Below are 14,051 nucleotides of genomic sequence, written 5' to 3'. Positions count from 1 at the left end.
CCTGACCCGACGCGCACCGCCACCTGCGCCAGGCCCGCGACGGCGCTCTGCAGACCCGGCAGGTCCCCGGACGCCGCGGCGATCTCGGCCTGCGCCTCCAGCAGCGGGACCATCCGGAGGTCACCGAAGGGCGGGCGCTCCTTCCACGGCAGGTCAGGTGGGTTGGCCACGGCCTCGTCGACCATGGCGCTGGCGGTGGCCAGGTCTCCCTGCTCGAGTCGGAGCAGGGCCAGCCAGGGCTGCGGGGACCAGGCGTGGTCGTGGGCCTCGAGGAACGCCGCCTCGGCGCCCTCCAGGTCACCGCGTCGCAGCCGGATGATGCCCAGCTCGACCAGGGGCCAGCCCAGCTCGCGGCGCATCCACGGACGCAGCTCGGCGCAGGCGGCCAGGGCTTCGTCCTCCGCCATCGACACCGGCCCCGAGATCCGCAGGAGCTCGGCCCGGTGGACCCGGCACCGACCGTGGATGCCGCCGAACGCCCGGCCGTGGCGCCACTGCTCCATCATCTGCGTCCAGTCCCGGGCGCGGTCGTGGAGGCCGAGGTTCTGGGCCGCGCACACCAGCTCGCAATACATCATTCCCGTCGTGAACGGGTCGACCTCTCCCGAGGTCAGGCGCAGCGCCACCTCGTCGAGCTGGGCCAACCCCGCCTCGAGGTCACCGTCGTGGAGCATCAGCCGAGCCGTGGCCACCTGGCCGAGCACGAGCGCCGGCAGGACTCCCAGCCGGCTGCCCAGGTCGACTGCCTGCGCGGCATGGATCCGTGCCCCTTCGGGGTCGCCGGAGAGGAACCGCTCATAGGTCCGCACCATCGCCAACAGTGCGTGGGCGGGACCGTCGGGCCGGGCGCCGACGAGCGCCTCCGCGCGTGAGACCCACCCCCGGACGGTAGCCATCAGACCGCTGTCCACCAACAGGTGGAGGGCGACCGTCGCGGCGGTGAACCCCGCGGCGTCGTCATCGCCCTGCTGGCGTTGCAGGGCGTAGAGCGCTTCCCAGGCCGACATCGCGTGCTCGAACTCGCCGGCGCCGTACGCCGCTCGGGCCCTGGCCTCCCACTCGTCCGCGCTGAGGACGGCACCGGGTGCGGGGACCGGCAGCAGGGTCAGTGCACCTGCCCAGTCACCGCCGTCGAGTGCTGCACGCGCACCTGTCAGGTCGGCCACTGTCGCATTGTGACACCGGCTGTCACGCCTGAGGGGTGATGGACCGACAAACCGAGAGGAAACCAGCCATGCACCTTCCCAAGCACGAGATCCCCGTCCGGATGGCCGTCCCCGGAGCCACCGTCCGCCAGCTGTCCGACTTCGGGGAGGCGAGCGCGACGCTCGGTGCCGAATACCTCAGCCTGGCCGCCGGGACCGACATCGCTCCCCTGCTCGTGGGCCTCGAAGGAGACCTCTGCCAGTCCCCGCACTGGGGCTTCCTGATCTCCGGCGCGCTGGCGGTCAGCTTCGACACCGGCGAGACCGAGCACGTCGTCGGCCACGAGCTGTTCCACTGGCCGCCCGGACACAGCGTGCGGGTGGAGGAGGACGCAGAGGTGATCCTCTTCAGCCCGCAGGACGAGCACCTGGCCGTGATCGACCACATGAAGGAGCGCCTGGCGACGATCTCCTGAGGCGATCAGCGTCCGGCGAGGCGCGCGACCGCGGCCTCGATGCGCTCGTCGGTCGCCGTGAACGCGATCCGCACGTGCTGCGAGCCGGCAGCGCCGTAGAACGCGCCGGGCGCGACCAGGATGCCGAGCTCGGCGAGGGCCGCGACGGTGGTCCAGCAGTCCTCGCCGCGGCTCGACCAGAGGTAGAGCGATGCCTCGGAGTGATCGATGGTGAAGCCGGCGTGCAGCAGGGCTTCCTTGAGCTTGGCCCGCCGGGCGGCGTACACCGCGTGCTGCTCGACGACGTGGGTGTCGTCCTCGAGCGCCGCGACCATGGCCCGCTGCTGGGGGCCGGGCATCTGCAGACCGAGGTTCTTGCGTACGGCGAGGAGCTCGCCGACGAGGACAGGGTCGCCCGCGACGAACGCACAGCGGTAGCCCGCGAGGTTGGACCGCTTGGAGAGCGAGTGGACGCTGAGGATGCCCTCGTGGGAGTCGCCGCAGACGTCGGGGTGGAGCACGCTGATCGGCTGCACGTCCCAGGCGCACTCGAGGTAGCACTCGTCGGAGACCAGGATCGTGCCGCGCTCGCGGCACCAGTCGACGACCTTGCGGAGGTGCTCGACCGGCAGCACGCGACCGGTCGGGTTGGACGGCGAGTTGAGCCAGAGGAGCTTGGGGGTCTCGGGGCCGAAGGCCGTCAGCGAGTCGGTCGCCAGCGAGCGCGCGCCGGCGAGGGCGGCGCCGACCTCGTAGGTCGGGTAGGCCAGCTCGGGGTAGCCGATCAGGTCGCCGGCGCCGATGCCGAGGTGCACGGCCATAGAGCCGATCAGCTCCTTGGAACCGATCACCGGCAGCACACCGTCGAGGCCGAGCCCAGTCACGCCGAAGCGCCGCGACAGCCAGTCGATGGCCGCCTGCCGGGTCTCGGGCAGCCCGATGGTGGTCGGGTAGCCCGGCGAGTCGGCAGCCGCGCACAGGGCGTCCTGCGCGACGGCAGGCGTCGGGTCGACCGGTGTGCCGATCGAGAGGTCGACGATGCCGTCAGGGTGTGCGCGCGCGGTCGCGGCGTAGGACGTCAGCTTGTCCCAGGGAAAGTCCGGGAGCCGGGTCGAGACCCGACCGCTCACTCGTCGTGCTCTTGGGGAGGAAGCGCGGCGATGAAGGGGTGGTCCTTGTCGATCTCACCCATCTTGGCGGCGCCACCCGGCGAGCCGAGGTCGTCGAAGAAGTTCACGTTGGCCGTGTAGTACTCCTTCCACTCCTCCGGGGTGTCGTCCTCGTAGAAGATCGCCTCGACCGGGCAGACCGGTTCGCAGGCACCGCAGTCGACGCACTCATCGGGGTGGATGTAGAGCATGCGCTTGCCCTCGTAGATGCAGTCGACGGGGCACTCGTCGACACACGCGCGGTCCTTGAGGTCGACGCACGGCTGGGCGATGACGTAGGTCACCGGATCCTCCTGAGGGGGCACGGGGTGGGACGCGGCCAACCTTAGTATCTCGGCATGAGCGATGCGCCGGAACCCCACACCGTGGGCAGTCCCGTCGGTCACCACGGCCTCGGTCCCCACGTGGTCGGCCAGCGGGTCGTGGTGCGCCACCTCCTGCCCGACGGTCGCGCCACCGACGTGCTCGGGGTCTGTACGGCGTGGGGCGACGGCGTCACGTCGATCGACTCGCTCCGCGGGCCCGTCACCATCGCCATCGCCGACATCGTGTCGGGCAAGCCGGTGCCGCCGCGGGCGTCGGTGCGCCACCGCGTCTCCGCGCACGACGTGGAGCTGCACGTCGCGTCGCTGTGGCCCACCATGACCGCCGAGCCGCTCGGCACCTGGCTGCTGCGCGCGTCCCCGCCCCTGGGTGGTCGACTGCGGCGCCGGGGCAACTCGGCCCTGGCGATGGCCGATCCGGACCTCCCCCTGGCCGACGCCGTCGACCGCGTCCGCTCGTTCTACGACGCCCTCGGCCAGGACCCGCTGATCCAGGTCCGGGCGGACTCACCCCTCGAGGCAGCCCTCGCTCCGTTCGGGTTCACACCGCTCGGCGACGGCGACGCACACTGCCAGCTCGCGCCCGTGTCCCGCGCCCTGCGAGCCGCCGGGCGCGGACGCGACGACGCGCGCCTGACGGAATCCGGGGCCACCTGCGTCGTCGAGTACGGCGACCAGCCGGTCGTCGCACGCGGCGAGGCGGTCCTCGACGGCGACTGGCTGGGCCTGCACGACCTCGAGGTCGACCCCTCCCACCGACGTCAGGGCCTCGGCACCCGGGTCCTGGCCGAGCTCCTCGACTGGGGCGCGTCCCAGGGCGCGACCACCGCGTGGTTGCACGTCGAGACCGACAACCACGCCGGCCTGGCGACGTACGAACGACTTGGGTTCGTCACCCACCACACCAACCGCTATCTGTCCGGTTGAGGCTGCCGCGTGGAGGTCAGGCGCCGACGCGCACGACCGGGAGCCGGGCTGAGGCGAGCCGGTCCATCAACGGCCCCTCCTCGAAGGCGAGCAGCAGCTCCTGCTCCGCCGCAGGCACGTCGTCGAGCGTCGCCCGGGCGAAGTCGGGCGGTGCCGGGAAGTACTCGATGCCGAGCTGCACCAGGCGCGCCACGTCCTCGCCCGCGATGAGCGCGGCCAGGAAGAGGCCTGCGTCGATGCTGGCGGAGACGCCCGCGCCGGTCACGATCGACCCGTCGCGGTGGACCCGCTCGGGGACGACCTCGACGCCGTAGGACGCCACCCGGTCGCGCCAGCCCCAGTTCGTCGTGACGCTGACCCCGTCGAGCACGCCGGCCGCTGCCAGGAGCGCGACGCCGTTGCAGACACCGAGCGTCCAGGTCGCGGTCGCCTGGACCCGGGCGATCCAGCCGAGCAGCCTCGCGTCCGCGATCCCGGCCACCACCCCCGGACCACCCGGGACGTAGAGGACGTCGGTCGAGGTCACGTCGTCCAGCCCTCGATGGGCCAGCATCCCGAGGCGACGAGTGTCCGCCGCGACCACACCGGGTGCGTGCGAGACGAACTCGACCTCGACTCCCGGCACGTTGGCCAGCACCTCATAGCCACCGACCGCGTCGAGGGCGGTGAAGCCGTCAATGAGCAGGATCGTCACGCGCATCTGGATCTCCTTGGTTTCGACCAGCCGATGCTGGCCCTCCCATGCTCGGCGACGGAGAAGCCGACGGGGAGTGGCGCGATTGCCACGTTGCGGGCTATTTTCGCCACATGGTGCAGACGGTGACCAAGGTGGGGGTCCTGCTCTACGACGACTGCCTCGCCTCCGAGGCCCTCGGGCTCGTCGACGTGCTGGCGGTCGCCAACAGGGTCGCGGCCTTCACGGGGCATCCCGCACCCTTCCGACCGACCATCCACGCCGCTCGTCCGGGCGTGGTGTGCGCCGCCAACGGTGTCGAGGTCAGGGCCCGCCGGATCGACCACACCATCGACCTGCTCGTGGTCCCGGGCTTCGACCTGAGCCCGGAGCAGGACATCGAACGGCGACTGCCGAAGCTGTCCGCCGAGGTCGCCCTCCTGCGCCGGTCGGCCGCCCGGGGCATCCCCACCGCGAGCATCTGCGGCGGCGCGTTCCTCCTCGGCGCGGCGGGACTGCTGGACGGCCGGCGCGCGACCACTGCCTGGCTCTTCGCCGACGAGCTCGCCCGGCGTCATCCGTCGTCGTCGATCGATCCCCGGGCCCTGCTCGTCGAGGACGGCCCGATCACGACGACCGGTGCCTTCAGCGCATCGCTGGACCTGGCGATGCACCTGGTCCGGGTGCACGCCGGCGAGTCGATCGCCCGGACCACCTCGAACATCACCCTCACCCGGCTCGGCCGCTCGTCACAGTCGCCGTTCGTCGACGACACCCTTCGACAGCGGGTCAGGCAGGCCTTCTCCACCGGTGTACGGCGCCACCTCCTCGACCACCTGGACCAGCCCTACGACCTGACGGCGCTGGCGCTTGCGCACCACACGAGCACACGCACCCTGTTGAGACGGTTCCGCGCCGAGACCGGCCAGACGCCCCTGGACTTCCTGCAGGGCGCCCGTGTCGCACGAGCCAGGCACCTGCTCGAGACCACCAACCTGAGCGTAGCCGAGATCGCCCGGAGCGTGGGCTACGAGGACACCAGCAGCTTCCGTCGACTGTTCTCCGGCGTCGTCTCGATGACGCCGTCGCACTACCGGCGCACGTTCGTGGGCTGACCACGCCCGGAGAGCGCCCTGCGTCCTTGGACCTGAGTCCTCTCGAGACTCAGGTCCAAGGAACGGGTCAGTGCGCGCCCTCGAGCTGGCCTCGGACGGCGCCGCCGGGGAACTCGCCGTTGTGGACGTTGACGTAGAACGACGACGGGTTGGCGAGGATCTCCTGCACCTCGCCCGGGTCGAGGCCCTTGCCGGCCTCGCCCTCGGTGAGGCAGTCGGCGGCCTGGCCGTCCTGCGGCCAGGCGAGGGTGACCTCGACGGGACCGTTGGCGCCCGCCGCTCCCTCGTGGATGTGCGCCGCGCGGGGAGCGCCGGGGGCGAGCTCGAGCTCGGCGATCTTGGAGACCTCGAGGACGTAGCAGAGCGTGGTGGGGTCGCCGTCGATGCCGAAGACGTAGACGCTGCCGCGACCGTTCGGGTCGCCGGCGATGGCGCGCGAGCCGTCGGGGGCGACCTCCTGGCGACCGTCGAGGTCACCTTCCAGGAGCGCGTTGGTGTGCCCTGCCTGGGCGGCAAGGGGCGCCAGAACCGTGCCGATGCCGATGCCCGCCGCGGCTGCGATCGCGACCGCGACGGTGTTCATGGACCTGTTCTTCATCTGGATTCTCCTGATGACGTCGGGTGACAGGGAGTCCTGCCGCCTGCAGTTCGACGCCGCGGGGACATCCGGATTGGCCGACAACCGACTTGCCTCGCGGGCATGCCTGACCCCACCATGGGAACCGACGACCCCGGGGACTGACAACCCCCGCTTGAGGGGTCTTCCGCGCGTCCGGCGTCATCGACGAGAGGCCGGGTGGATCTCACCCGGCGAAGGTGTGGTGGCACCGCGACCTTGCCCCCGCCCACACCTCCAGGGCCACGCCAACTGGAGGTACTCATGAGATCGCTCTGTTCATCGCTGCCCACGGCCGAGCCCGGTTCCACCGTCACCCTCGAGGGCTGGGTGCATCGCCGTCGCGAGCTCGCCCGCGTCACCTTCCTCGTCGTGCGCGACCGCAGCGGCCTGGCCCAGGTCGTGCTGCCCGCCGGCACCGCGGTGCCGCCGGAGGAGACGACCGTCCGGGTGGTGGGTACGGCGACCGCCAACCCGCAGGCACCGGGTGGCGTCGAGGTCACCGACGCCACCATCGAGGCGCTCACCGAACCCGCCGCGACACCGCCTGCCGAGCTGTGGCGACCCGCGCTCGACGTGTCGCTGCCGACGCTGCTCGACAACGCACCGGTGCTGTGGCGCCACCCCGCGCAGCGCGCGAAGTGGGAGATCGCCGCGGCCTCGCTGCGCGGCTTCCGGGCCACGCTCGACGAGCTGGGGTTCACCGAGATCGCGACGCCGAAGTTCGTCGAGTCGGCCACCGAGTCGGGCGCCAACGTGTTCGCCGTGGACTACTTCGGGCGACCGGCCTATCTCGCCCAGAGCCCGCAGTTCTACAAGCAGCAGCTGGTCGGGGTCTTCGAGCGGGTCTACGAGGTCGGCCCGGTGTTCCGGGCCGAGCCGCACGACACGGTCCGCCATCTCGCGGAATACCGCTCGCTCGACGTCGAGCTCGGCTTCATCCGCGACCACCGCGACGTGCTCGCGGTGCTGCGCGAGGTGCTCGCGGGCATGGTGTCCGCCGTGCACGAGCTCGCCGGCGGGGCGGTGCAGCGCACCCTCGCTGCGGTCGCGGTCGTGCCCGACGAGATCCCGGTGATCCACTTCGCGGACGCGCTGGCCCTGGTCGGCGCGCCTGCTGACGAGCCCGACCTGGCGCCCGAGCACGAGCGCGCGCTCGGCGCCTGGGCCCTGGCCGAGCACGGCTCGGACTTCCTCGCCGTCGAGGGCTACCCGATGCGGAAGCGGCCGTTCTACACGCACCCTTGGTCTCGTGACGGCGCTGGCGCCCCTCCTCGACCACCGGGGTCTGCGGAGGGGTCGAACAGCTTCGACCTGCTCTTCCGCGGGCTCGAGCTGGTCACCGGCGGGCAGCGGCTGCACCGGCCCAGCGACTACGACGCAGCGATCCGCGCCCGCGGCGAGGACCCGGCCGACTACGCGGCGTACCTCCAGGCGTTCGAGCACGGCATGCCGCCGCACGGCGGCTTCGCCATCGAGCTCGAGCGCTGGGTGGCCCGGCTGGTCGAGGCAGCGAACGTCCGTGAGGTCACGCTGTTCCCGCGCGACCTGCACCGCCTGACGCCGTAGCGATCCTCAGTTTCGACACGGCGCTGGCGCGCCTGCTCAACCAGCGGTCCGGGCTCAGCTGACGTTGTCCTCGGCGTTCGGGTGGGTGCAGATGACCGTGTCGGAGGGCGTGTAGGTCGTGTGGAACGTCTCGGGTGAGCGGGTCTCGGTGTTCGCACCGACCGGCTCGAAGTAGCGCATGACGTCGATGTCGAAGCCGCCGTAGCCCTCGTTGGCGTGGCACTTCTTGGTGTCGACCTTGCGCTCCTTCGCCTTGGTGATGTTGTAGCGCTCGGACTCCGAGGTGGTGATGTTCCAGTGCTTCGTGGAGTACATCGAGACCGTCACGACGCCGCTCGTCGACGGCGTCGACGGGGTGACGTTGGCGCTGACCAGCACGCCGTAGGGGGTGTCGTTGCGGAACTTCAGGTCGATCGCGCCCCAGGCGACAGTGGCCTCGCGACCGATCGGGTAGCGGTCGATGTAGAACGAGTGCGGCTTGTGCTCGACGTCCTCGAGACCGGCGAAGAACATCGCGTTGAAGGTCGTGGTCGCCATCTGCGAGACACCGCCGCCGAGGTCGGTCACCAGGATGCCGTCCTGGATGATGTAGCCCTCGGTGAAGCCGTTGGCGACGGTGCGCTCGCCGACCGTGTCGTTGAGGCTGAAGGTCTCTCCCGGCTTGAGCACCGTGCCGTCGACCAGCTCCGCGGCGCGGCCGATGTTGATGTTGCGGTACTCGGCGTACGGGTAGTAGGTCGTGAAGGTCGAGACGCGTTCCTTGATGCCCAGCGCACGGGCGTCCTTCGTCGTGAACTCGGGCTTGGCGACCTTGGCGTCGACGCTCAGAGTCCGTTCACCGTCGGGCGCGGCGACGAGGGCGAGGAAGCCCGCGTCGATCTGCTGCTGGTCGTAGGTGACGCCCGGCTTGGCCGGGATCACCTGCGGGACGCCTCCCACGAGCGCGACGGTGGCATCGACCGGGGCGCCGTCGGCGACCACGTTGGCGGCGACGACCTCGGCCAGCTTGGCGGTGTCGAGCTGGGGCACGAGCTTGCCGTCGACCGGCTTCAGGCTCAGCGCGGTGGTGTAGTCCTCGGGGAAGAGCTTGATGGTCGCCTTGTCGAAGCTCAGCGTCACCGAGCCCGACACGGCAGGGTTGGCGAAGGCCTGGCGGGCCTCGGCGAGGTCGGCCTCGTCGATGGTCGGCTCGGCCTGCGCCAGCTCGAGTGCGGGCTTGTCGGCCTCCTCGCTGAGGTAGGCCGACACGAGGGTGTCGCGAGTGGAGACGGGGTCGAGGGCCTCCCCGACGCGCGGCTTGACCGTCGTGATCGACGCGCCGTCGAAGCCGAGCGCGCCCTCGCGCGGGGCGGTGCCGTGCTGCTCGTCCAGGCCGGCCACCGTCTGGGCGAAGGCAGCCTCGTCGACGGTCACCTCGGCCTCGAAGTCCTCGCCACCGGTGAAGTAGTTCCACAGCCGGACCGGGTCCCAGCTGCGCTCGCCGCCTGCCTCGGCCACGGAGGCGTCGTAGTCCACCGAGATGCCGGCAGCGGCCGGGTCGATGCTGACCGGCTTGCCCTCGACGGTGACCTCGATCGGGCCGGAGACCCGCTCGGCCAGGCCCGCCTGCAACCGCTCGGCGGCCTCGGCCTGCGGGTGTCCGCCGATGCTGACACCGGACACCGTGGTGCCGCGCGCGACCTTGTCGGCAGCGGCGTAGTGGGCCGCGACGTAGGCGCCGCCGATCAGCAGTCCGAGGCCGAGCAGCAGCCACAGGACGACACGGCCGCCGGACTTGTCGGCGGCCGGGCCATCGGTGAGCTCATCGCTTTGAGGAAGGATCGACACGGTCCGATCCTAGGTTCACCCCGGCGAAACGCCCGGATCGTCGCTCCCACGGCACTGTCGCCCCCGAGCAGCGGTCCCGGGTCGTGGCGACGTCGCGAGGGCGACGAGCAGGAGCAGGAACGAGCCGCCCAGCACCGTGTATCCGGCCGTGCTGCCGGGGAGGAGGTAGTCGCCCTCGGCCCGCGGCAGCACGGCGTAGACGATCGCGCCGAACCAGCCCACGACGAACGCGAGACGCCACCCGCCGGCGGGCAGAGCGAGCGTGGTCAGCGCTCCCGCGGCCAGGCCGAGGACCAGGCCCCACCACCACGCGTGCACCAGGACTGCGGCGAGTCCCCCTGCGAGGCCGACGCCGAGCAGCGCAAGCGCCGCCAGCGCCCGGACCAGCAGCACGGTGGGCTCAGAGACCCGCGAAGAGGTCGGCCTCGAAGCCGTTGTCGGCGACCGGCCCGCGCACGCCCTTGGCCAGGACGTAGAACTCCTCGCCCCAGAACGCGTGCCCCGACTCGGCGCCGGAGAAGAACGGTCCGTCCGGGTCGACCTGGGTGCGGTGCAGCTTGAGCGCCTCCATCTTCGTGTGCACGAAGTCGGTGCCGTCGACGCACGCCGAGATCAGCTCGTCCGGCGTCACGAACGGGCCCATCTCGCCGTCGGGGTCCATCCCCTCGAAGCTCTGCGTGTCGCCCGCCTCGCGCAGCGCCCGCAGGCTCGCGCGCATCTTGGACTCGCTCATCGCGCACCAGTAGATCTTCGCGATGTCGTGCGGGGTCCCCAGCTGCAGCTTGTACGTCGGTGCGGCGGCCAGCACAGCGGCGTACATCGCGACACGGTGTGCCTGGATGTGGTCGGGGTGGCCGTAGCCCCCGAACTGGTCGTAGGTGACCAGGACCTGCGGCTGGAGGTCGCGGATGACCTCGACGAGCTCGTCGGCCGCGTCGGTGAGGTCGGCGTTCCAGAAGGCGTTGTCGGGGACGAACTCGCCCGCGACGGCGTGACCGTCCGCGTGCCAGGCCATGCCCGAGTCGTGGAAGCGGCCGAAGCCGCCGAGCCACCGCTGGTCGGTGACGCCGAGTCGGGCCATCGCCGCCGCGATCTCCTGCTTGCGGCGCTCGCCGAGGCCCCCCTCCTTGTCGAAGGCGAGGTGGCCCAGATCGGGGACGAGCACCTCGCCCATCTCGCCGGCGGTGCAGGTCACGACCGTGACGCCGCGCCCCTCGGCGACGTACTTCGCCATCGTCGCGCCGTTGTTGATCGTCTCGTCGTCCGGGTGGGCGTGCACGAAGAGCGCGCGCAGGTCGGCAGTCATGACACCAGCCTAGGGGCGGCGCTGCGGGTGCCGAGGGCGACGCCGACGACCGCGACCACCAGCCCGAGGAGCTCGAGCGGGCCGAGGGTCTCGCCGAGCACCAGCCATGCGAGCACCGCCGTCACGGGCGGCGACAGGAAGAACAGGCTGGAGCCTGCGCCGGCACCCCCGCGCCGTACGAGCGCACCGAGCAGGAGCAGGCCGACGATCGAGTTGACGATCGCGAGGAAGGCGACCGCGACGCCCCCGCGGACGGGGTCCGTGATGGCGTGCGTTCCCTCCAGGGTCAGGGCGAGCACGGCCAGCGGCGGGGCCGACACGGCGAACTGGATCGCCGCCGACCAGATGGGGTCAGGACCGTGCCCGATCCAGCGCTGGCCGAGCGTGCCCAGGCTGAGGGTGACCGCGCTGAACACCGCGAGCCCGATGCCCAACGGGCCGCCGGCCGATTCGATGTCGGGCCCGAGCACGATCAGCACCCCGGCGACCCCGATGACGAGCCCGAGCAGCTGGCGTCGCGACAACGCCTCCCGGAGGAAGACCGCGGCCAGCACCGCGGTCAGCACCGGCGTGAGGGCGTGCAGCAACGAGGCCAGGGTCGCGCCGAGCCCGGCGTCGAAGGCGAGGTACATCGCGCCGAACTGCACCGCGTTCATCACGACGCCGGTCAGCGCGACCCGCCCGGCGGTCCGGCGATCGATCCGCAGCGGTCCGCGCAGCAGACGGGCCAGCAGCAGCGCGAGCACCGCCGCCACGCCGAAGCGCAGCGCCAGCAAGGTGAACGGCGCCACGTGCTGCACGCCGTAGGGACCGGAGATGTAGCCCGAGGACCAGACCAGCACGAACGCGGCCGCCGGGACGAGTGGCATGGCGCCGACCGCACTGACCGGGCGCGCCCGGACGTCAGTCAAGGGGCTTCTTGATCCGCTTCGGCGCGGTCGGCAGCACGAGCGGCGGGCCGCTCGGGGCCGCTGTCTCGGGGTCCAGCCAGCCGTCGAAGTCCTCGACCAGCACCTCGACCATGAAGTCGGGCGCATCGGTGACGACTGCCCACGGGTGACCCTCGTCGTCGTCCTCGCCGGCCAGCCGCTCTCGTTCGGCGCTCGCCTCGAAGCCGTTGGCGACCAGGCGACGGACGACCTGTCGCGCGTCGTCCTCCTCGAAGAAGATGGCTCTCACGCGCCCATCCTCTCCCGCAGGGCAGTGAGGAACGGACGGTCGGGGTCGAGCCAGTCGACGTCGTCGAGCTCGTCGGCGGTGACCCAGCGGACCAGGTCGTGCTCGGTCGGGGTCGGCTCACCGTCGGTGAGCACGCCGCAGGCGACCCGCAGCTCGTGGGTGGCACCGATCAGGGCGGTGCCCGGGAGCCAGCCGGTCAGCTCGATCCGACAGCCGAGCTCCTCGCCGATCTCGCGCACCAGGGCGTCCTCGGGCGACTCCCCCGGCTCCACCTTGCCGCCGGGGAACTCCCACCTGCCGGCGGCCTCGACCGGCGCGGTCCGGCGGGCGGCGAGGACGGTGCCGTCGCGCAGGATCGCCGCACCGACGACGGCAGTGCGCAGCGGTGAGGTCACGCAGCGAGATTACGGTGTGGTCATGCTTGTCCAAGGTGTCCACCTGCAGCGGACCGACGAGAACGTCCGCGAGATCGCCGCCCTGGCGGCGGTCCTGGGCGAACCGGCCGGGCTCGACGGGCTGCTCGACGACCTGAAGTACCAGGCCCGTCGCAGCCGGGTCCCCGCCCGTCTGCTGGGCCGCGCGGTCAGCGACGCCTACACGTGGGACGCCCACGACCGGAAGGACCCGCTCTGGTACCCGCAGGGCATCTCCACCAGCGCCGACGCCTCGGACACCGAGGACATCGCGGGTCGCAAGGTGCTCGTGACGACGTGGTACTCCACCGGCCGGGACGGCGTGAAGCGCGGCTCGCGCGTCACCTTCATCGACCTCGAGACGCTGAAGTACCGCCACGTCCTGCTCGTCAACCCGGTGTTCGACCAGGAGGGCGCCCTCCAGCTGCGGCCGATGAACATCCACGCCGGCGGAGTCGTCTGGGCTGGCGGCTACCTCCACATCGCGGCTACGCGCCGCGGCTTCGTCACCGCCCGCGTCGACGACATCATGCGGGTCCTCGGCGACGACGACCACCCGGACGAGCTCGGCTTCGACGGCGAGCGCGTGTCGTCGTACGGGCATCGCTACGTGCTGCCGGTGCGCTTCACCTACAAGGCCTTCACCGACGACGGGCACGAGCAGCTGCGCTACTCCTTCCTCTCCCTCGACCGGCGCTCGGACCCGCCGGCTCTGCTTGCGGGCGAGTACAACCTCGGGACCGCTCCCAACCGGCTCGCGCGCTACCAGCTCGACGCGGACACCTGGCAGCTCCGGACCGGTGACGACGGCTTCTCCCGTCCGCTGGAGGTGGACGAGGGCGGCGTCGTCCAGATGCAGGGTGCTGTGCTCGCCGGCGGGCGCTACCACGTGAGCGTCTCGCACGGCCCGTGGATGCCCGGCACGATCTATGCCGGCCTGTCCGGGCAGCTGAAGCCGAAGCGGTTCGCGCTGCCGATGGGCCCCGAGGACCTGACCTACTGGCCGTCGACCGACCGGCTGTGGTCGCTCACCGAGCACCCACGACGCCGGTGGATCGTGTCGATGAAGCGGTCGGCGTTCGACTGACGCCCACCAACGGCTCGACGGGTCTGACGTTCGTACGTCGAAATGCTTGACGTGTGTCACGTCGGTGACGTTGTCTGTGCGCAGCCTCCGCGATCACCAACCCAGTGACGCGCGAGGAAATAGCGTTCTCCATCCAGGCACGCCATCAAGGAGTCTCCTTTGTCAGTCATCTCTCGGGGCCCGGGAGCGCGCAGTCGCTCCGTGGCCCTGCTCTCCGCCGGACTGCTCGTCGCAGGCGTCACGGCCA

16 protein-coding genes are annotated in these 14,051 nt (G+C 71.4%); 5 read left to right on the top strand and 11 right to left on the bottom strand.

Annotated features, from left to right (window positions below; all coding sequences use genetic code 11):
• On the bottom strand, nt 1–1,166 hold a 1,166-nt coding region (locus tag CF8_RS22315), incomplete at its 3' end, for a hypothetical protein (protein ID WP_010831872.1).
• 68 nt (nt 1,167–1,234) lie between these two features.
• On the opposite strand from CF8_RS22315, the gene CF8_RS04085 reads away from it, so the two are divergent.
• Complete coding sequence (locus CF8_RS04085; protein WP_010831871.1) at nt 1,235–1,621, top strand: hypothetical protein; 387 nt, start codon at nt 1,235–1,237, stop codon at nt 1,619–1,621.
• Between the two features lie 5 nt (nt 1,622–1,626).
• Here the strand turns inward: CF8_RS04085 and dapC are convergent, their stop codons facing one another.
• Both dapC and fdxA read right to left on the bottom strand, forming a co-directional pair.
• Nucleotides 1,627–2,730, bottom strand: a complete 1,104-nt coding sequence (gene dapC / locus CF8_RS04080; protein ID WP_010831870.1) for a succinyldiaminopimelate transaminase — start codon at nt 2,728–2,730, stop codon at nt 1,627–1,629.
• On the bottom strand, nt 2,727–3,053 hold the full coding sequence (fdxA, locus tag CF8_RS04075) for a ferredoxin (RefSeq protein WP_010831869.1): 327 nt from the start codon (nt 3,051–3,053) through the stop codon (nt 2,727–2,729). Before fdxA ends, dapC begins: the two co-directional genes overlap by 4 nt.
• Nucleotides 3,054–3,107: 54 nt before the next feature.
• Between fdxA and CF8_RS04070 the strand changes: the two genes are divergently transcribed.
• Nucleotides 3,108–4,019 (top strand): GNAT family N-acetyltransferase, encoded by a 912-nt coding sequence (locus tag CF8_RS04070; RefSeq protein WP_010831868.1) that lies wholly within the window; start codon nt 3,108–3,110, stop codon nt 4,017–4,019.
• Nucleotides 4,020–4,035: 16 nt separating this feature from the next.
• Here the strand turns inward: CF8_RS04070 and CF8_RS04065 are convergent, their stop codons facing one another.
• A complete protein-coding gene (locus CF8_RS04065; protein WP_010831867.1) occupies nt 4,036–4,719 on the bottom strand; it encodes a DJ-1/PfpI family protein in 684 nt (227 codons plus the stop codon).
• A gap of 107 nt (nt 4,720–4,826) precedes the next feature.
• Between CF8_RS04065 and CF8_RS04060 the strand changes: the two genes are divergently transcribed.
• Nucleotides 4,827–5,807, top strand: a complete 981-nt coding sequence (locus CF8_RS04060) for a GlxA family transcriptional regulator (protein ID WP_010831866.1) — start codon at nt 4,827–4,829, stop codon at nt 5,805–5,807.
• Nucleotides 5,808–5,874: 67 nt separating this feature from the next.
• Here the strand turns inward: CF8_RS04060 and CF8_RS04055 are convergent, their stop codons facing one another.
• Nucleotides 5,875–6,405 (bottom strand): CHRD domain-containing protein, encoded by a 531-nt coding sequence (locus CF8_RS04055; RefSeq protein WP_010831865.1) that lies wholly within the window; start codon nt 6,403–6,405, stop codon nt 5,875–5,877.
• Nucleotides 6,406–6,687: 282 nt separating this feature from the next.
• On the opposite strand from CF8_RS04055, the gene aspS reads away from it, so the two are divergent.
• A complete protein-coding gene (gene aspS, locus CF8_RS04050) occupies nt 6,688–7,992 on the top strand; it encodes an aspartate--tRNA(Asn) ligase (protein WP_010831864.1) in 1,305 nt (434 codons plus the stop codon).
• Between the two features lie 54 nt (nt 7,993–8,046).
• On the opposite strand, the gene CF8_RS04045 is transcribed toward aspS, so the two are convergent.
• From CF8_RS04045 to CF8_RS04020, 6 genes are read right to left on the bottom strand one after another with little or no spacing between them, the layout of a single operon-like run.
• On the bottom strand, nt 8,047–9,819 hold the full coding sequence (locus tag CF8_RS04045) for a VanW family protein (RefSeq protein ID WP_010831863.1): 1,773 nt from the start codon (nt 9,817–9,819) through the stop codon (nt 8,047–8,049).
• Between the two features lie 15 nt (nt 9,820–9,834).
• Complete coding sequence (locus CF8_RS20655) at nt 9,835–10,212, bottom strand: hypothetical protein (RefSeq protein WP_010831862.1); 378 nt, start codon at nt 10,210–10,212, stop codon at nt 9,835–9,837.
• Between the two features lie 7 nt (nt 10,213–10,219).
• Complete coding sequence (gene mshB / locus CF8_RS04035) at nt 10,220–11,125, bottom strand: N-acetyl-1-D-myo-inositol-2-amino-2-deoxy-alpha-D-glucopyranoside deacetylase (RefSeq protein WP_010831861.1); 906 nt, start codon at nt 11,123–11,125, stop codon at nt 10,220–10,222.
• A complete protein-coding gene (locus CF8_RS04030; protein WP_156887141.1) occupies nt 11,122–12,036 on the bottom strand; it encodes a DMT family transporter in 915 nt (304 codons plus the stop codon). Before CF8_RS04030 ends, mshB begins: the two co-directional genes overlap by 4 nt.
• Nucleotides 12,029–12,304, bottom strand: a complete 276-nt coding sequence (locus tag CF8_RS04025; protein WP_010831859.1) for a hypothetical protein — start codon at nt 12,302–12,304, stop codon at nt 12,029–12,031. Before CF8_RS04025 ends, CF8_RS04030 begins: the two co-directional genes overlap by 8 nt.
• Complete coding sequence (locus tag CF8_RS04020; protein ID WP_010831858.1) at nt 12,301–12,699, bottom strand: (deoxy)nucleoside triphosphate pyrophosphohydrolase; 399 nt, start codon at nt 12,697–12,699, stop codon at nt 12,301–12,303. Before CF8_RS04020 ends, CF8_RS04025 begins: the two co-directional genes overlap by 4 nt.
• A 22-nt stretch (nt 12,700–12,721) precedes the next feature.
• Here CF8_RS04020 and CF8_RS04015 point away from each other — a divergent pair, with 22 nt between their 5' ends.
• Entirely contained in the window at nt 12,722–13,804 is a 1,083-nt protein-coding gene (locus CF8_RS04015; protein ID WP_010831857.1) for a hypothetical protein, read from the top strand.
• Nucleotides 13,805–14,051: the final 247 nt, after the last annotated feature.

The organism is Nocardioides sp. CF8 (genome assembly GCF_000389985.1).
GTDB lineage: Bacteria > Actinomycetota > Actinomycetes > Propionibacteriales > Nocardioidaceae > Nocardioides > Nocardioides allogilvus.
This window is presented reverse-complemented; position numbering and strand designations above follow the sequence as displayed.